The 22,767-nt window shown below is 63.4% G+C and carries 20 protein-coding genes and 2 pseudogenes; 9 read left to right on the top strand and 13 right to left on the bottom strand.

The genetic code is table 11. The features are described 5' to 3' along the window. The first annotated feature begins 110 nt into the window (after nt 1–110). Nucleotides 111–1,253, top strand: coding sequence for a class C beta-lactamase (gene ampC, locus HZ99_RS01945; protein ID WP_038440946.1), 1,143 nt, complete (start codon nt 111–113; stop codon nt 1,251–1,253). A gap of 83 nt (nt 1,254–1,336) precedes the next feature. Here the strand turns inward: ampC and ubiT are convergent, their stop codons facing one another. From ubiT to norR, 7 genes are all read right to left on the bottom strand, one after another. After that, nucleotides 1,337–1,804 carry a ubiquinone anaerobic biosynthesis accessory factor UbiT gene (ubiT, locus tag HZ99_RS01940; protein WP_038440945.1) on the bottom strand — a complete coding sequence of 156 codons (468 nt, stop codon included), beginning with the start codon at nt 1,802–1,804 and terminating at the stop codon, nt 1,337–1,339. Then, the gene (locus HZ99_RS01935) at nt 1,798–2,688 is read right to left on the bottom strand and encodes a U32 family peptidase (protein WP_038440943.1); all 891 of its coding nucleotides are present in this window, start codon (nt 2,686–2,688) and stop codon (nt 1,798–1,800) included. The genes ubiT and HZ99_RS01935 overlap by 7 nt, the downstream gene beginning before the upstream one ends. A 10-nt stretch (nt 2,689–2,698) precedes the next feature. Beyond that, a complete protein-coding gene (gene ubiU, locus HZ99_RS01930) occupies nt 2,699–3,694 on the bottom strand; it encodes a ubiquinone anaerobic biosynthesis protein UbiU (RefSeq protein ID WP_038440941.1) in 996 nt (331 codons plus the stop codon). A gap of 165 nt (nt 3,695–3,859) precedes the next feature. Next, complete coding sequence (gene glp, locus HZ99_RS01925; protein ID WP_038440939.1) at nt 3,860–5,095, bottom strand: gephyrin-like molybdotransferase Glp; 1,236 nt, start codon at nt 5,093–5,095, stop codon at nt 3,860–3,862. Further along, complete coding sequence (gene moaB, locus HZ99_RS01920; protein WP_038440937.1) at nt 5,092–5,646, bottom strand: molybdenum cofactor biosynthesis protein B; 555 nt, start codon at nt 5,644–5,646, stop codon at nt 5,092–5,094. The genes glp and moaB overlap by 4 nt, the downstream gene beginning before the upstream one ends. Before the next feature lie 92 nt (nt 5,647–5,738). After that, complete coding sequence (pdxH, locus tag HZ99_RS01915; protein ID WP_038440935.1) at nt 5,739–6,386, bottom strand: pyridoxamine 5'-phosphate oxidase; 648 nt, start codon at nt 6,384–6,386, stop codon at nt 5,739–5,741. A gap of 100 nt (nt 6,387–6,486) precedes the next feature. Further along, complete coding sequence (gene norR, locus HZ99_RS01910; RefSeq protein ID WP_038447783.1) at nt 6,487–8,004, bottom strand: nitric oxide reductase transcriptional regulator NorR; 1,518 nt, start codon at nt 8,002–8,004, stop codon at nt 6,487–6,489. Between the two features lie 33 nt (nt 8,005–8,037). Between norR and HZ99_RS28280 the strand changes: the two genes are divergently transcribed. After that, a complete protein-coding gene (locus HZ99_RS28280; RefSeq protein ID WP_144243144.1) occupies nt 8,038–8,301 on the top strand; it encodes a hypothetical protein in 264 nt (87 codons plus the stop codon). Nucleotides 8,302–8,339: 38 nt separating this feature from the next. Here HZ99_RS28280 and HZ99_RS01900 read toward each other — a convergent pair whose 3' ends face one another. From HZ99_RS01900 to HZ99_RS27525, 3 genes and pseudogenes are all read right to left on the bottom strand, one after another. Continuing rightward, a complete protein-coding gene (locus HZ99_RS01900; protein WP_038440932.1) occupies nt 8,340–8,777 on the bottom strand; it encodes a membrane protein in 438 nt (145 codons plus the stop codon). Nucleotides 8,778–8,787: 10 nt separating this feature from the next. Further along, nucleotides 8,788–9,975 (bottom strand): NnrS family protein, encoded by a 1,188-nt coding sequence (locus HZ99_RS01895; protein ID WP_038440931.1) that lies wholly within the window; start codon nt 9,973–9,975, stop codon nt 8,788–8,790. A 494-nt stretch (nt 9,976–10,469) separates the two neighbouring features. Beyond that, nucleotides 10,470–10,736, bottom strand: a pseudogene (locus HZ99_RS27525) (nitric-oxide reductase large subunit); the annotation flags it as partial. Nucleotides 10,737–11,232: 496 nt separating this feature from the next. Between HZ99_RS27525 and HZ99_RS01885 the strand changes: the two are divergent. The 3 genes and pseudogenes from HZ99_RS01885 (at nt 11,233) to HZ99_RS01875 (ending at nt 14,848) form a co-directional block, all read left to right on the top strand. Beyond that, entirely contained in the window at nt 11,233–12,384 is a 1,152-nt protein-coding gene (locus HZ99_RS01885; protein WP_038440927.1) for an LLM class flavin-dependent oxidoreductase, read from the top strand. A 12-nt stretch (nt 12,385–12,396) separates the two neighbouring features. Continuing rightward, a pseudogene (locus HZ99_RS01880) lies at nt 12,397–13,263 on the top strand (TonB-dependent receptor); the annotation flags it as partial. A 334-nt stretch (nt 13,264–13,597) separates the two neighbouring features. Then, nucleotides 13,598–14,848 (top strand): ribonucleotide-diphosphate reductase subunit beta, encoded by a 1,251-nt coding sequence (locus HZ99_RS01875; RefSeq protein WP_038440926.1) that lies wholly within the window; start codon nt 13,598–13,600, stop codon nt 14,846–14,848. 107 nt (nt 14,849–14,955) lie between these two features. On the opposite strand, the gene HZ99_RS01870 is transcribed toward HZ99_RS01875, so the two are convergent. Both HZ99_RS01870 and HZ99_RS01865 read right to left on the bottom strand, forming a co-directional pair. Further along, entirely contained in the window at nt 14,956–15,255 is a 300-nt protein-coding gene (locus HZ99_RS01870; RefSeq protein WP_038447781.1) for a putative quinol monooxygenase, read from the bottom strand. Nucleotides 15,256–15,338: 83 nt separating this feature from the next. Continuing rightward, nucleotides 15,339–16,349: a zinc-binding alcohol dehydrogenase family protein gene (locus HZ99_RS01865; protein ID WP_038440925.1), complete on the bottom strand. Its 1,011-nt coding sequence runs from the start codon at nt 16,347–16,349 to the stop codon at nt 15,339–15,341. Between the two features lie 112 nt (nt 16,350–16,461). Between HZ99_RS01865 and HZ99_RS01860 the strand changes: the two genes are divergently transcribed. Next, entirely contained in the window at nt 16,462–17,352 is an 891-nt protein-coding gene (locus HZ99_RS01860) for a LysR family transcriptional regulator (RefSeq protein WP_038447780.1), read from the top strand. A gap of 36 nt (nt 17,353–17,388) precedes the next feature. After that, the gene (locus HZ99_RS01855) at nt 17,389–17,877 is read left to right on the top strand and encodes a DUF1289 domain-containing protein (RefSeq protein ID WP_038440924.1); all 489 of its coding nucleotides are present in this window, start codon (nt 17,389–17,391) and stop codon (nt 17,875–17,877) included. A gap of 147 nt (nt 17,878–18,024) precedes the next feature. Here the strand turns inward: HZ99_RS01855 and mdeB are convergent, their stop codons facing one another. Further along, entirely contained in the window at nt 18,025–20,703 is a 2,679-nt protein-coding gene (mdeB, locus tag HZ99_RS01850; protein WP_038440923.1) for an alpha-ketoglutarate dehydrogenase, read from the bottom strand. 192 nt (nt 20,704–20,895) lie between these two features. On the opposite strand from mdeB, the gene HZ99_RS01845 reads away from it, so the two are divergent. Both HZ99_RS01845 and pcsA read left to right on the top strand, forming a co-directional pair. Next, nucleotides 20,896–21,834, top strand: a complete 939-nt coding sequence (locus HZ99_RS01845) for a class I SAM-dependent methyltransferase (RefSeq protein ID WP_038440922.1) — start codon at nt 20,896–20,898, stop codon at nt 21,832–21,834. Nucleotides 21,835–21,985: 151 nt separating this feature from the next. After that, a complete protein-coding gene (gene pcsA, locus HZ99_RS01840) occupies nt 21,986–22,705 on the top strand; it encodes a phosphatidylcholine synthase (RefSeq protein WP_038440921.1) in 720 nt (239 codons plus the stop codon). The last annotated feature ends 62 nt before the right edge of the window (nt 22,706–22,767 follow it).

Genomic DNA, 22,767 nt, shown 5'->3' with positions numbered 1-22,767 from the left:
TAATGACTGGTGCGAGATATCATCGGTTGTCCAGGCTCGGCAAACTGCCTATCTTGGCCATGCCTGCGCAGGCAGCGGTTACCGATCATCCTCATGGAAGCGACATCATCATGTACGAACACATGCGCAACGTCACGATTCTCGGCCTGTTACTGGGTGCCGGCAACTGCATGGCCGCCACCGATATCCGCCAGGCGGTAGACGCCACCATCAAGCCACTGATGCAGCAACAGGCGATTCCCGGGCTGGCGGTCGCCATCCTGCACAACGGCAAGACCCAATACTTTAACTACGGTGTTGCCGCCAAGGACAGCCAGCGGCCCGTCACCGAGAACACCCTGTTCGAGATCGGCTCGATCAGCAAAACCTTCACCGCGACCCTGGCCGGCTACGCCCAGGCCACCGGCAAGCTGAAGCTGTCGGAGCCGGCCAGCCACTACTTGCCAGCCTTGCGGGGCAGCCTGTTCGACCACATCAGCGTGCTCAACCTGGGCACCTATACGGCCGGCGGGCTACCGCTGCAGTTCCCGCCCGAGGCGGACAATGCGCAGCAAATGGTCAGCTACTTCCAGCATTGGAAAGCCGATTTCGCCCCCGGTACCCAGCGCCAGTATTCCAACCCCAGCCTGGGCCTGTTCGGTTACCTGGCGGCCCAAAGCCTGCAGCAACCCTTCGACGTGGCGCTGGAACAGACCCTGCTGCCCAGGCTCGGCCTCAAGCACACCTATCTCACGGTGCCCAAGGCACAGATGGGCCTGTACGCCCAGGGCTATGACAAGGCCGGCAAGCCGGTGCGCGTCAGCCCCGGGGCGCTGGACAGCGAAGCCTACGGGGTGAAGACCAGCCCGGCAGACCTGGCCCGCTACATGGCGCTGAACATCGACCCGACGGCGCTGGAGCAGCCGCTGCAACAAGCCATTGCCGCCACCCATACCGGCTACTACACCGTGGGCAACACCACCCAGGGCCTGGGTTGGGAGATGTACCCTTACCCGCTGGGCGTGGATGAACTGGTCGCCGGCAATTCGACGCCCATGGCCATGGAACCGCACCCGGTCAACTGGCTGGCACCGGCACAACCCCTGCGTGCCGACACCCTGGTGAACAAGACCGGCTCGACCGGCGGCTTTGGCGCCTATATCGCTTATGTACCGAGCAAAGGTATCGGCGTGGTGATCCTGGGGAACAAGAACTATCCCAATGCCGAGCGGGTGAAAGCCGCCCATGCGATCTTGCAGGCCATGGAGCCATAGCTCACTTTTTTTGAACCGACAGACTCCCAATGTGGGAGCGGGCTTGCCCTCTCCCACAGGGCAGCCTCTGCGCAAGCGATATCTCAGGCCGCCAGGCCTTTACCGGCCCGTTCCAGGTTGCGCCACAACCAGGGCGGCAACACCTGCGGGTCGAGGCTGTCGATCAGGTTCTTCAGGCCCAACCCCAACTCCGTATCCCCCTCGATCAGCAGCCGCCGGCGAAAGAACAACGTGTCCGGATCTTCCTGGCGGCTGGCCAATAACAGGAACTCGCGCCAGTTGCCGCTGATGGTCACCTGGGCCTTGGCCTGTTCAGCGATGCGCAGTCCATCGCGACCCAGGGTCAGGTACCAGCGCAAGCCCAGGTCGGGAATGCGCAGGCACATCCAGCGCCCGCGCAGCAGCTCAAAGCCGCCATCGCGCAAGGGTTCGGCCAAACAGCGATTCAACGCCTGTTGCAAGGCCATGCGTTGCACCACAAATGGCACCTTGCGCATCAAGGGCAGTAAACGGTCTGCGCCCTTGAGCAGCCATTGCTTGCGATTCAGCACAGCCCCACCTCCTCGACCCGCAACATCCCGGCCTGGCCATGCCAGTAGCCATTGCAACCTTCGACAAACACCGGTGGCGTGGCGCCCTGGCGGACCCGGTCAAAGGCTTGCACGATGCCCGCCATGCCCTGTGCCCGTGGGCTCAGGCGCAGCAGGTCGGCGCCACAACTCACCAGCCCCGGGTAGTCGGCCAGCAGGTTGGTGACCTGCGCCGACATGGTCTGGATGCCATTTAGCGTAAACAGCGCCTGCCCTTCCTGGCTGCTCAACGCCATGCCATCGGGGTAATCCAGGCAGCAGAACCGGCAGTCATCCTTGGGCCGGTTTTGCGCACGGGCCGTGAAGCAGCGCGCCGAATAGGCCAGGGGCAGATGCCCATAGGCAAACACTTCCACTTGCGGCAATGGCCGGCCCAACTCACGTACCTGTTCCAGCACATCCCCTATCAACGTCGCCGAGCACTCCACCGGCGGCACCCAGCGCATCATCCCCGCCTCCAGCAGTTGCACCAGGGCGTGACCGTTATACAAATTCAATGCCGGACCGCCGACAAAGGGCAGCTTGCGCTCGGCAAGCAATTGCACGGCGCCCATGTCATTGGCCTCCACCAGCACCTCGCCGTTGTCGCACAGGCGGCGCAGGCTCGACAGCTGCGACGCAGCCTCGATCAGGGTCAGGCTCGACAGCACGATTTGCGCCTTGCCCACAGACTGCAATTCGCGCCCCAGGCCCAACCATTGGTCGAGGTTGAACGCCCGGCGCTTGGAGCACACGGTTTCTCCCAGGTAGATCACGTCCAGCGCCAGGCCGGCCATCTCGGCGTAGAACTGCCCCAGTTGTTGCTTATCCCAATAAAACAGCACCGGTCCCAGGCTGAGTTTCATGTGCAGTTCCTCATTGCCACGAACGATGGTAGGCGCCCAGGGTGGTCTGGCTGCCTTCGGACAGACCGGCCAGCACACTGCGCCACTGGTCCTTGACCACAAAGCGCTGCGGCGCACTGCGGTGGGTGTCCAGCGCGGCGCGCCAGACCCCGGTGACTTGCTCGACATACGCCGGGCTGCGTTGCCGGCCTTCGATTTTCACCGCCTCGACGCCCATGGCGATCAACTCGGGGATCAGGTCCAGGGTATCGAGGCTGGTGGGCTCTTCGAGGGCGTGGAAGCGCTTGCCATCGACCATGAAACGGCCCTTGCACAGGGTCGGATAGCCCGCCGGCTCGTGGGGGGTATAGCGGTCGATCAAGACTTCACTGAGGCGCGCACTCAGGCCCTCGGCGTCTTCGCTCCAGCGTACCGCCTTGGCCGGCGAGCACACGCCGCACAGGTTCGGTGATTCGCCGGTGATATACGAAGACAGGTGGCAACGGCCCTCGGCCATGATGCACAGGCTGCCAAAACCAAAGACTTCGATGGGCACCGAGCTGCTGGCCGCGACCTGTTTGACCTGGGCCAGCGATAACACCCGTGGCAGCACCGCGCGGCGAATGCCGTAGCGCTCGGCGTAGAACTGCAAGGCCGCCGCGTGGGTCGCCGAGCCCTGTACCGAAAGGTGCAAGGCCATCTGCGGATGGCGGCGACTGGCGTATTGCAACACGCCCGGGTCGCCGGCAATCAGCGCGTCGACACCATGGTCAGCGGCGCGGTCCACCGCCCGTTGCCAGCGCTCCCAGCCCTTGGGCTGCGGGTAGGTGTTGACCGCCACATACAGCTTGCGCTGGTGCTGGCGGATATGGGCGACGGCGCCGTCGAACTGTTTGTCGTCCATGTTCAGCCCGGCAAAATGCCGGGCGTTGGTGTCATCGCGAAACCCCACATACACCGCATCGGCACCTTGGCGCACGGCGGCTTTGAGCGCAGGCAGATTGCCTGCCGGGCAGACCAGTTGCATGGTTGATCCTCATCAAAAAATACATCCCCAACACCGCATATCCCCTGTGGGAGCGGGCTTGTGTGGGCTTGCCCGCGATGGGGGCCTGTCAGTCGACATCTGTTGTGATTGACACACCGCTATCGCGAGCAAGCCTGCTCCCACATTGATCACCACCACCGGCAGTTACTGCATCAGCTCGGCAAAGGACACAAACCGCACCAGGGCGCCCTTCTCCACCCACTGCTCACGCTCCACAATCGCCAGGCCATCGGCCCAGCACGCCGCGCTCAACATCGCCGAGCTTTGCCGTGGGTGCAGGGTGACGCACGCCTGGCCATCCAGGCCCGGCGCCAGGCGTGCCCGCAGGTATTGGCGCCGGCGATTGCGCTGGGCCCAGGTAAAATCCGCCGGCAGCCGCATCGGCACCGAACTGACGTCAGTCACACCCTGGGCGCGCAACAGAAACGGGCGCACCACCACCAGCGCGGTAATCAGCGCCGCCGAGGGGTTGCCGGGCAAGCCGATCCACGGTTTGCCGGCCACATCGCCAAAGGCCAGGGGTTTGCCCGGCTGGATTGCCAGGCGCCAGAAATCCACGCGCCCCAATTCCTTGATCGCCCGCTTGAGGTGATCCTCCTCGCCCACCGACACCCCGCCAGAGGTCAGCAGCAGGTCGCACTCCGAGGACGCCAGGGCCAAGGCATCACGGCTGACGGCCAATTCGTCGGCCATCACCCCGTAGTCATGTACCTCCACCCCCCAACCTTGCAGCAACGCGGCCAGGCAATGGCGATTGCTGTTGTAGATCTGCCCCGGCGCCAGGTGGTCGCCCGGCTCACGCAGTTCATCGCCACTGCTCAACAGACACACCCGCAATGGCCGGTAGACCTTGACCTGGGCCAGCCCCGCGGCTGCCAGCAGGCCCACTTCCTGGGCGCGCAGGCGCTTGCCGGCCGGCAACAGCAAGGCGCCCTGGGTCACTTCTTCACCCTGCTTGCGCACATGCTCGCCGGTGCGCATGGGCGGGCACCAGATGCGCTGGCCGTAGACCCGACAACGTTCCTGGGGCACCACGGTGTCGGCCCCGGCCGGCAGGGGCGCGCCGGTAAAAATACGCACGGTCTGCCCACTGCTCAACGCCGTCGCGGCTGCGTCCCCAGCGGCGATGCGCCCGGCCAGCCGCAAATAACCGCCCTCGGCTGGCAGGTCGGCGGCGCACAACGCGTAGCCGTCCATGGCACTGTTGTCCCAGGCCGGCAGGTTGACCGGGGAAAAGATATCGCCGGCCAGCACCCGACCCAGGGCCTGGGTGGTTTTCACCTGCTGGGTGGACGGCGGTGGCGGCGCGTGGGCCAACAGACGTTCGATGGCCTCATCCACCGGGATCAGTTCGCCACTGTCACACACCGATGCGTTCATGACCGTGCCTCGCAGGGTTGTAGCGCTTGCGCGGCCTGGGGCTTGAGGTGCGGGGCGAAATTGCACGGCCCGGTGCGGCTGTCCAGTTGCCCCAGGAGGATCTTGTCCCAGCCGGTGCGGCATGCACCGGGCGAGCCGGGCATGCAGCACACCAGTACACCATTGCTGATGCCGGCCAGGGCCCGCGATTGCAGGGTCGACATGCCGATCTCTTGCACGGACACCTGGCGAAAGAGCTCGCCAAAGCCTTCGACATGCTTGTCCAGCAAGGGCAGCACCGCTTGCGGGGTGTTGTCCCGCGCAGTAAAGCCGGTGCCGCCTGTGGTGAGGATCACCTGCACCTGGGGGGCGGCGATCCATTGCGAGAGCTGTGCACGGATCTGGTAGATGTCGTCCACCACCAGCGCCCGGTCGATCAACATGTGCCCGGCCGCTTGCACACGCTCGCACAGGGTTTGCCCGGAGGTGTCGTTGTCAACGTTGCGCGTATCGCTGATGGTCAGTACGGCGATATTCAGTGAGACAAAATTGCATTGAGTCAGATGTGCCATGGTGAAAATCCCGGGATAAATGAGCAATGGCCCAAGCCTGCACCGCAAAGGCCGGCGGGCCTATTCCTCCGAGGAGGTACCTCCAGGCGGATTCAGGGGGCCAGGCGCCTGCGCTGCCAGGTGCCGGCCTGCCGGCGGTAGTCGAGGCGGTCATGCAGGCGGTCGGGGCGGCCTTGCCAGAACTCCACGCGCTCGGGTTGCAGGCAATAGCCGCCCCACTGCGCCGGGCGCGGCGGTGGCTGCCCGGCAAAGCGTTGGGTGGCGTCGCGCAGGCAGTCTTCCAGCTCGGCACGATGGGCCAGGGGCTGGCTTTGCGGCGACGCCCAGGCCCCCACCTGGCTGGCCAGCGGCCGCGAGTGGAAGTAGTCGTCGGACAGTTGCGGCGCCAGGCGCGCCACCATACCTTCGATGCGCACCTGGCGCTCCAGGCCCGGCCAGAAAAAGGTCATGGCCGCGCTGGGATTGCTTGCCAGCTCCTGGCCCTTGGCGCTCTGGTAGTGTCCGAAAAAAGTAAAGCCTTCGGCGCCAAAGCCCTTGAGCAAGAGGATCCGGCAATGGGCGCGGCCCAGGGCATCCACCGTGGCCAGGGCCATGCTGTTGGCCTCCACCGGCGCCACTTCGGTCTTGCGCGCCTGCTCCAGCCACTGGCCGAACAGCACAATAGGATCGTCCTGTACCAGGTCATCCCGCAAACCGTACAGGGTGTAGTTGCGGCGCATCTGCGCCAGGGAAAGGGGCATGGGGCGAACCTCCAGTCAATTCGCCACAGTCTGGGCAGCCAAGGCGTCCCACACCTTGACCGCGATCAACTACACGCCGCGGCATGGCGTCGCATCCCGGCTACTTGAGCCCCAGGCGCCGCGCCAATTTGTGCAGGTTGCTGGCGTCCAGGCCGAGCATTCGCGCAGCGCTGGCCCAGTTGCCGCCGGACAAGCTCAATGCCTGGCGCACCTTGTGGCGCTGGCAGTCGTCCACTGCCTCGCTCAGGGTCTGGAATGCCGGCGCAGGCACTTCAACCTCAGGTGCCTGGGCCAGGGTGGCGCTGTCCAGATCCAGCAGCTCGGCCTGCAGGGTCATGATCTGGTTGCGATTGCCGCCCCGGCTCAACTGCTTCAAGGCGGCGCGGCTGATCACGTGCTCCAGCTCGCGCACATTGCCCGGCCAGGCATAGCCAAGCAGGGTCTGCTCGGCCGCCGGTGACAGGCGCAAGCCGCGCAAGCCCAGGCGGGCGCGGTTGAGTTCCAGGAAATGCCCGGCCAGCAACAGCACATCGTGACCGCGCTCGCGCAGCGCCGGGATCGGCACCGGGTACACCGACAGCCGGTGATACAGATCGGCGCGAAACAACCCTTCGCGAATGCGCTCGGGCAGATGGCGGTTGGTGGCAGCGATGATCCGCACATCCACGTGCAACGGCTTGTCGGCGCCCAGGCGCTGGATCTCACCGTTCTGCAAGGTGCGCAGCAATTTGGCTTGCACGCTCAGCGGCAGCTCACCCACCTCATCGAGGAACAAGGTGCCACCGTTGGCCGCATCAAAACGCCCGGCACGGTCGCTGGTGGCCCCGGAAAACGCGCCTTTGACATGCCCGAACAGCTCGCTCTCCGCCAGGGATTCCGGCAGCGCCGCGCAGTTGACCTGAATCAGCGGCTTTTTGCTGCGCCGCGACAAGCGATGCAGGCGCCGGGCGAACAGCTCCTTGCCCACCCCGGTTTCGCCGAGCAACAGCACCGGCAGTTGCGAGTCGGCGAGCACCTCCAGTTCGTCGAGCAGTTGATGCAGGGCCGGGCTCTGGCCGAGGATTTCGCCTTCTTCGACGCTGGGCGCCCCCGCCCGCGGCTCACTGCGCGACAGACGCAGGCTGCGGTTTTCCTGCTCCAGGCGCGTGACCCGCACCGCCGCCTCGATCTGCAGGGTGCAGCGCTTGAGCTGCTCCCGGGCGTGGGCATCGAAGGTTCCGGCATGCAGCGCATCCAGGGTGATCGCCCCCCAGGGCCGGCCCTCGACGAACAGGCTCACGCCCATGCAGTCATGCACCGGCAGCGGTTCGCCGACCTGGTTGTCCAGCAGCCCATCGTAAGGGTCCGGCAGGCGGCTGTCGGGCTCGAACCAGGTCGGCTCGCGCGAGGCCATGATCGCAGCCAGTCGCGGATGCTGGGCAATCACAAAGCGCCGGCCAAGGGCTTCATGCACCAGCCCCACCGTGGCCACCGGACGCAGGCTGTCGTCGCCATCCAGGCGCAGCAGGCCCACGGCACCGCTATGGAAATATTCGCGCAGGGTCTGCACCAGGCGTTGCAGGCGCACCGCGTTGGGCAACTCGACAATCAGATCAGCCGACAGACTTTCACGCAGCATGGTCATTACTACCCTTATGTGGTCGGCTCTACCGTGCAGCATCAGGGTGATCCTGACCACTACAAAAAATTAGTTAAGGTTTTTCAATACGTTAGCTATGGCGCACGGAATGCAATCGTCGGTTTATCTGTTCACTTGCTGAGGAAAGCCGATGAACGCCATCGCCCCGGACAGCCTGCCGATGCGTGCAAGACCTGGCGCACGCTGTATCAGGGGTTGGAAGTGTTTCATGGGGATTTGCTGGCGCATGTTCATCTGGAAAACGACGTGTTGTTTGTCCACGCGCTTCCCCCTTGATCCCCTGTAGGAGTCGGCTTGCCGGCTCCTACGGATCATTACAGGGGGCGCAGCATCAGCTTGGCCAGGATCACGATCAACACCATGTGCCCAAGGATGCTGCGGCGGATCCACACCGCCCGCACGGGGGCCAGGCGCTTTTGCGCCAGCCAGTACGCAAGCAACAGGTAATGACCGATGATGCTCAGCGCCAACACGATCTTGAGGCTCAACATCGCAGAAAAATGGCTGGCCCATGGCGCGCCCAGCACGCCGCGGTAATGCCAGGCCAGGCCGAAACCTGCGCCATACAACAGCAGCACCACACCATGCAGCACCTGCCGCGCACGTCGGGCAATGGCTTGTTCGCAGGTGAACTGCGCCGACCACGCCAGCGCTTCGCGGGCGCGGTGCCAGATGAAGACCTCGAAGAACAGCGTGCCGATAAAGGCGATGGCCGCCAGCAGATGCACAATCAACAACCACGAATACAGCATGCTCGCTCTCCTAGCCGGGATGGCCGTCAACGCGTGCGCGCCACAGCATCGGTGCGTAGCGCCATAGATACACGCCAAGGCCCAGGGTCCAGCACACACCCGCCAGCCATAGCGCCGCATAAGGCCAGATCAGCACCAGCAACACCCGGCTCAGGCAGGCCAGGTTCAAAAGGATAAACGCCAGGGTCATGCCCGTGGGCGGCGTCAAGGGCCGACCGGTATGGCCCAGGCTGACCCGCGCGATCATCGCCAGGATCAACCCGCCCATTGCCCCGACCGTCAGCGCATGCACCGCCAGGCTCGGGTTCAGCGGCACACCCCAATGCCACAGCGTCATGCCCAGGCAAGCCACGGCCAGCCAGGCATAGGCCAGGTGCAGCGACCACAGCAACGGCACGCGCCACAGGCCACGGTCGTGCCAGCGCACCAGGCGCAGCAGGTGGCCAAGCCCCAGCAAGCCGAACAGCAGGCCCACCCACAGGCTGGGGGTCAATGCCAGGCCACTGGCGTACAGCAGCGCAACCCCTGCCGAGCCACCCAACAGCAGGTGATCCAGCCATGGCCGGGGCTTCACCGCGGCAGTGCGCCCCAGGCCACGCTGGGTGAAAAACGGGATCACCCGCCCGCCGATCAAGCCCATCATCGCCGCCACCAGCCACAGCCCGGTCAGCACCGCCTGGCGTTGCCAGCCTTCGTCATTGCGCAGCAAGCCATACAGAGACAGGGCATCGGCCAGGGTCAACAACAGCAGGACCAGCACAATCGGGTAGTTGCGCTGTTGCCGTACGTTGTACAGGGTCCAGCCCATCAAACCGGCGACGGCCAAGGGAAAGCTCAGCTCCAGCAAGGCCAGCAGCGGCCACGGTAGGTTGAACAGCCAGGCCAGGCGCGCGCCCAGCCATAAGCCGGCCAGTACTGCAAGAGGCGCACCGCTGATACCGGGGCGGCCGGTCCAGGTCTGCACCGCCGTCAACAGGAACCCGCCGATGATCGCCAAGGCAAAACCGAACAGCAGTTCATGACGATGCCACGCCAGCCAGCCACCCGCCGGCTGCCAGCCCACTTCGCCAGCCAGGGCCAGCAGCCACAGGGGAACCGCCAGCAGCGCCAACAGGCAGCCACCGAGGAAAAATGGCCGGAAGGCCAGGCGAAACAGCGGGGTTATCGACATGGCCTTGCGTCGATCCAGCACGTGCATACCACCACTCCTCAAGTCATTGCCGGCCCGATCATCCGGGATTGCCCGCGCCTGGCCCTTGTCGCAGATCAAGCCGGGCTTCGAGGCGGGGCAATATCCTGGGGGCCGTCGCAGGATTGGCGTTGCAAGGCCCGGGCCGAACCCCGGAGGCGCCGCCATCCCATGTGGGAGCTGGCTTGCCTGCGATGGCAGCGCTGCGGTTCTACTGCAAGACCGAGGAGCCTGCATCGCAGGCAAGCCAGCGCCTACATGGGATTGTTGATGAGGGTTTAAATAACCATTAAAGGGTTAAAAAAACCCTTAATGGCAGGGTCATTTTAACCCTTTAGGTGCTGCAGCTCTGATTTTACGTGGCCCGTGCCTTGGCCCAGCTCTTGCTCTACCCGGTTATTCCTAATGACTGCCCCACGGAGTCCCCATGAAAAAGCTCATCCAGCCCCTGGCCTGGTTCGTGATCCTCGGTTCGATGATGGCGGCGGCCAGTGGCCTGTCGTTGTGGCTTGTATGATCAGCGACGCACCGTCCACCTGCCAGCGGTGCAACCAGATCTGCACCGCACCGGCCGCCGTCAGGAACAGGGTGATCATCACCATCGACAGGACCATCAGCCAGAAGCCCCAGATTTCCAGGGCCTGGGAGCGTGCATCGGGCGCTTCACCGATACCGCGCAGGCGGGGCATGGCGTAGCTGATCAGGGTCATGACGATCATGGCGTAGGCGCCGAAGAACGCTTGGCGGGGACCATGATAGAAAGCCAGGGGGGTAAAACCTGCTTGATGGCGATCAAGAAATGCCGATGGTTTTGGTCGGGTATTTTCTGTAGGCGCCGGCTTGCCGACGATGGCCATGAGTGTCTACACAACTCTTTGATGGTTCTTGGGGCTGTGCACATATCCGTTGCTGTGGTCACGGCCACTTAAGGTTCCGCCCTGACGGCGGGTCAATTTTGGAAAAGAGCCCGGAGTGCCGGCCCAGCCAAAAGTAACCAAAAGGGCTCTTGCCCCACCACTCGGCACCTCGTCCAGGCTCGGTATGCCCCTGTGGGAGCTGGCAAGCCAGCGCCTACAGGAGTTTTGTGCTGCCCGCTGAACACCCACTGCTGCTCAGGTGTTGCTGTAGAGGCAATCCCCGCATCGCACTTCCCCCCATCCACAGGTATCCCCCCCGCCTACTGGGGCCGCAGCCGCCATGGCATGGCGGTTGCAATCCCACCTGCAACAGGTCCTCGCACCTTGCATGACTGACTCAGGAGCACCCATGAGCACTGAATTTTTCTGGCGCCTGCCGCTGGGCACCGATGGTCCGCAGTTGAGCACGGACAAACACAACCGGGGCAGCGCACAGCACCGCCCCGGCCATATCGCCCCGGGGCACCTGCCCAATGGCGAGCCGGACGGGTTCACCTATATCGACTACATCGCCCAGGTGGCCAAGGCCGCCGAGCTGGCCGGTTTCGAAGGGGCGCTGCTGCCCACCGGGCCCGAGCCATGGATCGTCGCCGCCGCGCTGGCCCGGGAAACCCGGCGCATCCGGTTCCTGATCGCCTTCCAGGCCACCTGGACCCTGCCCGCCTACGCCGCGCAGCAAGCGGCGATCCTGCAGAACCTGAGCCGTGGCCGCCTGGACTGGAACATCATCACCGGTGGCAACCCGGCCAGCCAGCGGGCCAATGGGGATTTCCTCGAACACGACCTGCGCTACCAGCGCACCGGGGAGTTCCTCGACATCATCCAGGGCCTGTGGGAGCAGGAAAAATTCTCCTATGACGGCGATATCTACCAACTGGACAACGGCGCCCTGCCCCCTGGCCTGCAGCATGAGCGCAAGCCGGGGGTGTATTTTTCCGGGTTCTCCGATGCCGCCCTGGGGGTGGCCGCCCAGCATGCCGATGTGTACCTCAATTGGGCCGAGCCCCTCGACAAGCTCAAGCCGCATATCGAGCGGGTTCGTGAGCTGGCAGACAAACAGGGGCGCAGCGTGCGCTTCGGCCTGCGGGTCGACCTGTTTGACCGGGAAACCGAAGAACTGGCCTGGAAAGACCTGCGCCGCCAGTTCGACAAGCTCGATGGCAAGAGCAGCGTGGTCGCCAAGGGTTTCACCAGCGGTTCGGACTCGGTGGGCGCAGCGCGCCAGACGGCCTATCACCAGAATGTCGACCGTTTCGACGACCTGATCATCGGCCCTAACCTGTGGGCCGGATTTGCCAAGGCCAAGCCAGGCCCCACCGTGGGCCTGGTGGGCAGTCACCAGAACATTGCCGAACGCCTGGTGGAATACCGCGACGCCGGCTTCTCGACCTTTATCCTCGCCGGCAACCCGCACCTGGAGGAAGCCCTGCGCATTGGCCAGGAAGTCCTGCCGCTGGTGCATCAGCGGGCAGCCAGCCAACCTTTGCGCGCCAGTGCCTGACTGCGGCGGGAGCCCCTGGCGGGCAGCGGCACCAATGGCAGCCGCCAGGAGAACAAGACCTGGGAAGCCTGGACCTATGACGTGACCCCGGAATACCGGATCAATGACAACGTGCGGGTGTTCTTTCGCTATGCCCACGGCTTCCGTTCCGGTGGGTTCAATACCGGGTTGTCCACCAGCCTGGCGCAGTTGACCACGGTGGACCCGGAGCAGCTCGACGCCTATGAGTTCGGCGTCAAGTCCGAGTGGTTCAACCGCCGCCTGACGGCCAACGCCAATATTTTCTATTACGACTACTCGGATATTCAGGTCAACCTGCTGACGGTCAACAACGGCGTGTTGACCACCGCGCTGACCAATGGCGCCAAAGGCAAGGTCAAGGGCGCCGAGCTGGAACTGGAAGGCCAACCCACCGACTACCTGCACCTGCGTGCAGCGGTGTCGTTCCTCGATACCCAATACACCGACTTCAAGAACACCAACCCCAACACCGGGGCGGTCACCGGTGACTACAGTGGCAACAGCTTTGTGCGCTCGCCGCGCAATGTGGTGTCGCTGGGTGGCGACTACACCCTCCCACTGCAAGTCGGCGGCAAGCTGGTGGTCGGTGCCGATGCAAGTTTTCGCGATAAGGAATACTTCCTCGCCGACCGCCAGAGCAGTGCCGACAAGACCCTCAGCCAAGCCCACTACACCTTGGTCAACAGCCGCCTGAGCTGGTACAGCGCCGATGAAAAACTCAGCGTCACCGGCTTCGTCAACAACCTCACCGACCGCCGCTACCAGGTGCATGGCCGGCCAAACGGTGGGCTGGGGCAGTACGTGATCACTTATGGCGACCCACGCACCGTCGGCATGAGCGTGACCAGCCGTTTCTAAGCCCAAGCACGCCCTGCCAAACCACACCGCCCCACCGTAGGAGCCGGCTTGCCGGCAATGAGGCCCTTTCATTCAGCGCACGCATCAAAATGGCTATCGCCGGCAAGCCGGCTCCTACAGATGCGGGCCACCCTCCTGGTCTGATCTTGTGCGTTGACCGCCTGGAAAACACACCATATAGTGTGCCCACAAACAAAAACGACCACTATATAGTGTGAATAGGCGTTTAAACCCGACCACACTATGCGCAGCATTTCAATGCCTTGAAGCCTGCAAATTGCCTATTTTTAGACGGTTGCATACGCCGTCAGAACAGACCAGGAAGGAGTATTTCATGCTGAGTTGGGATGAAGTCGACAACGAAGACACCAGTGCAGCCGTGATCCGTGGCGCCAACGCCGGCCACGCCACCGAAGCCAACATGGACCGCCTCGACGGTGCCGGCGCTGCCGCGGCCATCGAAGCCCGCGCCGTGACCGCCAATGACTCCGCCGCCATCGTGCGGGCCAAGGCCGCCCTGGACAAACTCGACATCGCCGAAGGCCTCGCCGAGCTTGAAGGCGCCAGTGCCCGTGTCGCCGTTGACGAAAAACGCATGATCAACTGCCGCGCCGACCTCAACCAACTCGTGCCCTTCAAGTACGACTGGGCCTGGCAGAAATACCTCGACGGCTGCGCCAACCACTGGATGCCGCAAGAGGTCAACATGACCGCCGACATCGCCCTGTGGAAAAACCCCGAAGGCCTGACTGACGACGAACGTCGCATCGTCATGCGCAACCTGGGCTTCTTCTCCACCGCCGACTCCCTGGTCGCCAACAACCTGGTCCTGGCCGTGTACCGCCTGATCACCAACCCCGAGTGCCGCCAGTACATCCTGCGCCAGGCCTTCGAGGAAGCGATCCACACCCACGCCTACCAGTACTGCATCGAATCGCTGGCCATGGATGAAGGCGAGATCTTCAACATGTACCACGAGATCCCATCGGTCGCCAAAAAGGCCGCCTGGGGCCTGAAATACACCCGCTCGATCTCCGATCCGAAGTTCGAGACCGGCACCGTCGACACCGATAAAGAACTGCTGCGCAACCTGGTCGCCTACTACTGCGTGCTGGAAGGCATCTTCTTCTACTGCGGCTTCACCCAGATCCTGTCCATGGGCCGGCGCAACAAAATGACCGGCGTGGCCGAGCAGTTCCAGTACATCCTGCGCGACGAGTCGATGCACCTGAACTTCGGCATCGACGTGATCAACCAGATCAAAATCGAAAACCCACACCTGTGGGATGCCGAAATGAAGGAAGAAGCGACCCAGATGATCCTGCAAGGGACCCAGCTGGAGATCGAATACGCGCGCGACACCATGCCACGCGGCGTGCTGGGCATGAACGCGGCCATGATGGAGGACTACCTCAAGTTCATCGCCAACCGTCGCCTGTCGCAGATTGGCTTGAAGGAAGAGTACCCAGGGACCACCAACCCGTTCCCGTGGATGAGCGAGATCATGGACTTGAAGAAAGAGAAGAACTTCTTCGAGACGCGAGTGATCGAGTATCAGACAGGTGGGGCGTTGAGCTGGGATTGATCGAGCCTGACCCGACGCTATCGCCGGCAAGCCGGCTCCTGCTGGGATAACCACGCCTCGTGCAGGAGCCGGCTTGCCGGCGATAACGATCTATCAGGCACCCCGCTTCAGTTGGACACTTGCTCCAGAAAGATCAGCTTCAGCGGTTCCCGCAGCAAGTCATCCGCCGTCGCGGCAAAGCGCTGGAAGTACGGCATCGCAAAATGCGCATCGAGGGCTGCCTGGTCCTTGAACGCTTCACGCATATAGAACGTGCCTGGTTCATCACGCAGTTCGAACAGCACGTAATCCAGGTTGCCAGGCTCGGTGCGGGTCGGTTCGACCAATGCCAGCAGGCCGGCCTTGAGCGCTTGCTCCTGGCCCGGCTTGGCCTTGAGTACGGCGATGGATATCAGGGGTTTGCTCATGTTGGCGACTCCATGGGTGGCTTGGCTGATGCAGCCGGCGAGCATGACGCACAGCGACAAGCCGAGGGCTTTGATCAGGGTGTTCATTGGAAATTCTCAAGCACAATCTTGCCCCGCGCCTTGCCGCTTTCCACCAGGGCATGGGCGCTGCGCATATTGGCGGCGTTGATCGCACCAAAATGCGCGCCGAGGGTGGTGTGCAGCACGCCTTGGTCGATCAGTTGCGCCACCCGGTTGAGCAGGTGGTGTTGCTGGATCATGTCCGCCGTTTCAAACAGCGAGCGGGTGAACATCAGTTCCCAGTGCAAGGACAAGGATTTGAGCTTGAGCGGCATGACATCCAGGCTGGCCGGATCGTCGATCAGCCCCAGCCGCCCTTGTGGGCGCAGCACTTCCACCAGCTGTGCCAGATATTCCTGGGTATGGGTGAGGCTGGCGACATGGCTGACCGCCGCAATTCCCAGCGCCTGGAGCTGGGCCAGCAGGGGCCGGCGATGGTCGATCACATGATGGGCGCCCATGCGCTGGACCCACTCGGCAGTCTCCGGGCGCGAAGCGGTGCCGATCACGGTCATGTGGGTGAGTTGACGGGCCAGTTGCACCAGGATCGAGCCCACGCCGCCGCCGGCACCGACCACCAGCAGTACATCGTCCCGGCCACCGCCTTCGGTCACGCCCAGGCGGTCGAACAGCAACTCCCAGGCGGTGATCGAGGTCAGCGGCAAGGCGGCGGCGTGGGCGGCGTCTACGGTACGGGGCCGGTGGCCGACGAGGCGCTCGTCAACCACCTGCAATTGGCTGTAGCTGCCGGCACGGATCAGGGAGCCTGCGTAGTACACCGCGTCGCCCGGCTTGAACAGGCTGACGTCGGCGCCTACCTGGCTCACGATGCCCGCCGCGTCCCAGCCGAGGATGTTCGATTGCTGGGCATAGGCGCCGGAGCGGACCTTGGTATCGATCGGGTTGACCGCCACTGCCTGCACTTGCACCAGCAGGTCCCTGGGGCCCGGTTGGGGCGCGTCGATCGTCACATCGATCAGCGAGCGCGGATCGTCGATGGGCAGGCCATGCTGGGTAAAGGTGATTGCTTTCATGGGGACTCACGGTTGATGACGGGCGATGGCCCTCGATGGCTTGCATCTTTACCGTTCCCAGGGCGAAGAAAAATCGACAAAATGCAGCAACACTTTCATCGCTGGAGTGAAAATGATCCGCATCGATGATCTCGGGCTGTTCCTGCGCAGCGCGGCACTGGGCAGCTTCACCGCAGCAGCGGTTGAGGCCAACCTGTTGCCGGGCCAGGTCGCGGCAGCCATCAAGCGCCTGGAGCGGGAACTGGAGGTGCGCCTGTTTACCCGCACCACCCGCAGCCTGCGCTTGAGCGCCGAGGGCGAACAGTACCTGCCCACTGCCCGTGGCGTGCTGGAGCAGTTGACGCTGGGGCGCGAGCGCTTGCGCGGCGATAACGCGCCGCTGCAAGGTACGTTGCAGATCGCTGCGCCGTCGGACCTGGGGCGCAATATTCTGCTGCCGATGCTCACCGAGTTCCGCCGCCTGCACCCTGGGCTGACCCTGCGCTTTCTGGTGTCGGACCAGGTCACCAACCTGTTTCGCGACCCGGTGGACGTGGCCTTGCGTTACGGCTGGAACGAGGACGCCAATTACATCGCCCTGCCCCTGGCGCCCTGGAATCGCCGGGTCTTGGTAGCGTCGCCGGATTACGTGGCACGCCATGGCGCACCGTCGTGCGTCGACGACCTGCCCGGCCACCCGTGCCTGCTGTACCTGCAAAACGGTCGCCTGCATGACCGCTGGGCATTGGGCGAGCAGACCGTGCACGTCACCGGCCCCCTGTTCAGCGACGACGCCGATGTAGTACGGCGCTGGGCCGTCGCCGGTGAAGGCATCGCCTACAAATGCTGGCTGGATGTGTACGCCGATGTGCAGGCACATCGGCTGGTGGTGCTGTTGCCGCAGGTTCCCGGCGATGTGTACCCGTTGAGCTTCGCCTGCCCCCATCGCGCTCAGATGTCGCGGGCGGTGACCCAGTTGTATCAATGGTTGAACCAGCAGTTCAGCGCCCTGGAGCGCTTGTGAACCCTTTTATAGTGGATTAGGAAAGACGCGGTTTTTATGCCAAACCAAACCATCAAGACGCCGTGCGTCGGCCTGTGTTCCACCGTTTATGGCGACCTGGTGTGCCGTGGCTGCAAGCGTTATCACCATGAAGTCATTCAGTGGAATGGCTATAGCGCCGCGGAAAAACAAGCGGTGTGGCTGCGCCTCGAACAACTGCTGGTGCAGGTCATGACCAGCAAGTTGCAGGTGCTCGATGCCCCGCGCCTGCGCCAGCAGTTGGAGGCGCGCAAGATCCGTTTTATGCCGCACCAGTCGCCTTATTGCTGGGCCTATCAGTTGATTGCCCGGGGCGCGCGGGTGATTTCCAGGCTCGATGCCTATGGCCTGGCGTTGCTGCCGGAGTTTCGTGAACGGCACCTGGCGGATTTGCGTGATGCGATTGATCGGGAGTTTTTCCTGTTGTCAGAGGCGCATTACCAGCGTTACATCGCGCCGCAGTTTTTGCATGAGGCATTTGGGCCGGCGTTGATTGCCACGCTCTAAAGCCCAGCACAAAACCCTGCAGGAGCTGGCTTGTGTGGGAGCGGGCTTGCTCGCGAAGGCGGTGGGTCAGTTGGTGCATAGGTGACTGACCCACCGCCTTCGCGAGCAAGCCCGCTCCCACACGGGTGCCTCATTTACCTTGAGGGGTCAGTGGGTCCAGGATGCCCCGCGCTCGGTGGGCAGGCCGTAGCGGTCGATGGCCTGTTGGCACACCTGCGCCTGCAGGCTGCCTTGTTCCACCAGGGCCGCCAGCGCGGCGAGGACGATGTGGTGGCGGTCTACCTCAAAGAAGTCGCGCAACGCCACGCGGGTGTCGCTGCGCCCGAAACCATCAGTCCCCAGGACGGTGTAGCTCGACCCCAGGTACGAGCCGATCATCTGCGGCACTGCGCGCACATAGTCCGACACCGCAACCACTGGCGCGCCTTGCGGCAGGCAGCTCGCCAGGTGGCTGTGCCGTGGGCTTTGCAGCGGATGCAGGCGATTGTAGCGCTCCACCTCCCGCGCATCGCGAGCCAGTTCGCTGAAGCTGGTCACGCTGAACACCTCGCTGTCGATCTGCCAATCGTCTGCCAGCAACTGCGCGGCGGCTTGGGCCTCGCGCACCAGGGTGCCGGAACCCAACAGGCGAACCTTGGCGCCAGCCGCGCCGCCAAGGCGGTACATGCCCTTGATAATCGCCGCCTCGACGCCCTCTGGCAGGGTTGGTTGCGGGTAGTTTTCGTTCATCAGGGTCACGTAGTAGAACTCGTCGACGTCGTGCTCCAGCATCTGACGCATGCCGTGGTCGAGAATCACCGCAAACTCGCCGGCGAACGCCGGGTCGTAGGCGCGGCAGTTGGGCACGGTCGCCGCCATCAGGTGGCTGCTGCCGTCCTGGTGCTGCAAGCCCTCGCCACCCAAGGTGGTACGCCCTGCCGTGGCGCCGAGCAAAAAGCCCCGGGCGCGTTGGTCGGCGGCGGCCCAGATCAGGTCGCCCACGCGCTGGAAGCCGAACATCGAGTAGTAGATGTAGAACGGCAACATGCGCAAGCCATGCACCGAATAACTGGTGGCCGCCGCGACCCAGGAGCTGATGGCGCTGGCTTCGCTGATGCCTTCTTCAAGGATCTGCCCGTCGGTGGCTTCGCGGTAGCTGAGGATCGAGCCGATGTCTTCCGGCTCGTAGCACTGGCCGACGCTGGAATAGATGCCGATCTGCTTGAACAGGTTGGCCATGCCGAACGTGCGCGCCTCGTCGGCGACAATTGGCACGATCCGTGGGCCCAGGGCCTTGTCCTTGAGCAGGTTGCTGAGCATGCGCACAAAGGCCATGGTGGTGGACATTTCCTTGCCCTCGGCCTGGGTCGCGAAACCGCCGTAGCCATCCACCGCTGGGACAGGCACCGGCTCGGCGCGCTGGCTGCGGCTGGGCACATAGCCGCCGAGGGCCGCACGGCGTTGGTGCAGGTAGCGCATTTCCACGCTGTCGGCGGCGGGTTTGTAGAAGCTCAGGGATTCGGTCTGCTCGTCGCTCAGGGGTAACTGGAAGCGATTGCGAAAGCCGATCAACGCGTCGCGGTCGATTTTTTTCTGTTGGTGGGTGGTCATCTTGCCCTGCCCGGCCTCACCCATACCGAAGCCTTTCTTGGTCTGGGCCAGGATGACCGTGGGGCGCCCCTTGACCCGCCGCGCGGCGTGATAGGCCGCATGGATTTTCAACATGTCGTGGCCGCCGCGTTTGAGACGGTCGATCTGCTCGTCGCTCAAGCCCGCCACCAGTTTGGCGAGCGACTCGCTCTGGCCGAAGAAGTGCTCGCGGTTATAGGCGCCATCTTTGGCGGCAAAGGTCTGGAACTGCCCATCCACGGTCTGGGACAAGGTGCGCACCAATGCACCGTCTGTATCCTTGGCCAGCAAGGCGTCCCAGTCCGAACCCCAGACCAGCTTGATCACGTTCCAGCCGGCACCGGCAAACAGCGCCTCCAACTCGTCGATGATCCGGCCATTGCCACGCACCGGACCATCGAGGCGTTGCAGGTTGCAATTGACCACCCAGGTCAGATTGTCCAAGCCTTCGCGGGCGGCCAGGGTCAGGGCCGACATGCTCTCCGGCTCATCCATCTCGCCGTCGCCGAACACGCCCCAGACGTAGCGGTCCGTGGTGTCCTGCAAACCACGATGGTGCAGGTAACGCATAAAGCGCGCCTGGAAAATCGAGCTGATCGGCCCAATGCCCATGGAGCCGGTGGGAAACTGCCAGAAGTCCGGCATCAACCACGGATGGGGGTAGCTGGACAGACCACGGGCACCGGCCTTGACCGCGCCCAGTTCCTGGCGATAGTGGGCCAGGTCCTGCTCGCTCAAACGACCTTCAAGAAACGCCCGCGCATAGATGCCGGGGGCGGAATGGGGCTGGTAGAACACCAGGTCGCCACCCACATCGTTGTGGCGCGCGCGGAAAAAATGGTTGAAGCCCACTTCGAACAAATCCGCCGCGCTGGCATAACTGGCGATATGACCGCCCAGTTCGCCATAGGCCTGGTTGGCCCGCACCACCATGGCCAGGGCATTCCAGCGCACCAGCGAGGCCAGGCGCTCTTCGGTGGCCAGGTCGCCGGGAAAGTGTGGCTGCTGGGAAACGCTGATGCTGTTGATATACGGTGTGCCATGGCGCGGCTTCCAGCCAATGGCCGGGGTATTGCCAGCGTCGGCCAGCATATCGAGGATCTGCCGCGCACGTTCCGGGCCGGCGTGGCGCACCAAGGATTCCAGGGCGTCGCGCCACTCGGTGAGTTCCTGCTGGTCAATGGCTGTTTGATTGACTGTCTTTGCGAAGCCGTTCATGGGCACCTCCAGGCTGTTTTTTCCAGTTTATGTCTGCCCAAAAGGATTTTTTGACTGTTCTGGGTAGGCTTGCGGGCGATTTGCAGCACAAAACGCTTAAACAGGGCCGATTGAAAGCACGTTGTGCTTCAACCACCTGAAACACCGCAATTGTGTTTAAAATGCCGCCCGTTCAATGATCGACACTGCCCGATGACCCCCGACGCCCTCGCCCTGCTCCACACCCATCTGCTCGAAGCCCTGCGCGACGCCCCCACAGAAACCCGGCGCCTGTTCCATGGCCGTGGTCGCTGCTGGCCGGGGCTGGAACAATTGACCGTGGACTGGTTGCAAGGCGTGGTGCTGGTCGCGTTGTTCAAGGAACCCGAGGTGGCGCAGTTGCAAGCCCTGCAACAGCAGTTGCGCGACCTCTGCGAAAGCCGCGCCTGGCAACAGGCCGGCGCCCACACCCTGGCGCTGCAACATCGCTATCTGCCGCAAAGCACCACCGAATGGCTGTGGGGGGAGAGGGTCGAGGAATTGACCATCACCGAAGGCGCCCTGCGCTATCGCATCGACCTGGGTAAAAAGCAGAACAGCGGGCTGTTCCTCGACATGCGCTACGGGCGCAACTGGGTCCGCGAGCACGCCCGTGGGTTGCGGGTGTTGAACCTGTTTGCCTATACCTGCGGGTTTTCCGTGGCCGCCATCGAAGGGGGCGCCGAGCATGTGGTCAACCTGGATATGGCCCGTGGCGCCCTGAGCCGGGGCCGTGACAATCACCGGCTCAATGGCCATGACCTGGGCAAGGTGAGTTTCCTGGGCCATGACTTGTTCAAGTCCTGGGCCAAGGTCACCGGCAGCGGCCCCTACGACCTGGTGATCATCGACCCCCCGTCCTTCCAGAAAGGCAGCTTCCTGCTGACCAAGGACTATCAGCGCGTGCTGCGCCGCCTGCCGGACCTGCTGACCGCCCAAGGCACGGTATTGGCCTGCATGAACGACCCGGCGTTTGGCGAAGACTTCCTGATCGAAGGCGTCACCCGCGAAGCGCCTGGGCTGCGGTTTGAGCAGCGCCTGGCAAACCCGCCGGAATTTCCCGACATCGATCCGCAAAGCGGCTTGAAGGCCCTGGTGTTCCGTCAGGGCTGATGCCGAATCCGTCAACGCTTGCTACGCTAAACCTGACGCCGTGGTGGTGAACCTTATCTCCATCTTTCCGGTCGATACCTGCACCCCTTGGCCAGATTCGACGCCAAACCGCCGTCGGCTGCCCCGTTTCACCTTTTTGGAGAACGCTTCTGTGATATCGACCCTGCATGTAGCCAGGCTCAAAGCCTGGGGCGCCCATGGTTTTACCGCCACCGGCGTGGTGCTGGCCTTCCTCGCGACACTGGCGTTACTGGAGAACCAACCCAAGGCTTGCCTGTTGTGGCTGGGCCTGGCGTTGATCGTGGATGGCGTCGATGGCTCGCTGGCGCGGCGGGTCAATGTGCAGACCGTGCTGCCAAGTTTCGATGGCTCGGTGCTGGACCTGGTGATCGATTACCTGACGTATGTGTTTATTCCGGCGCTGTTTATCTACCGCTATATCGACCTGCCGGACTTCACCCACCTGTTTACCGTCTCGGTCATCCTGGTGTCGTCGCTGTTCTGTTTCTGCAACGTCAATATGAAGAGCAAGGACAACTACTTCCAGGGCTTCCCCGCCGCCTGGAACGTGGTGGCGCTGTGTGTCTACATCATCGACCCGGACGCCTGGGTCACCCTGGCCACGGTGATCGGCCTGGCGTTGCTGACCGTCACGCCGATGAAGTTCCTGCACCCGTTCCGGGTCAAGCGCTTCATGCCGATCAATATTGCAGTGACCACGGTGTGGCTGCTCTGCAGCCTGCTGCTGGTGATCGACCAGCCGTACACCAACAAACTGACCCTGGGCTTGTGGTTGTTGATGTCGGCGTATTTCCTGGGGATTTGTATCTGGCGCACGGCGGTGGAGTGGCTGGATAAACGCAAGGCGTGATGTGCGGCGCCCTGGCGGGCGCCATCGCCGGCAAGCCGGCTCCTGCAAAAACCCACAATCCC

It is taken from the genome of Pseudomonas fluorescens (genome assembly GCF_000730425.1).
GTDB lineage: Bacteria > Pseudomonadota > Gammaproteobacteria > Pseudomonadales > Pseudomonadaceae > Aquipseudomonas > Aquipseudomonas fluorescens_X.
This window is presented reverse-complemented; position numbering and strand designations above follow the sequence as displayed.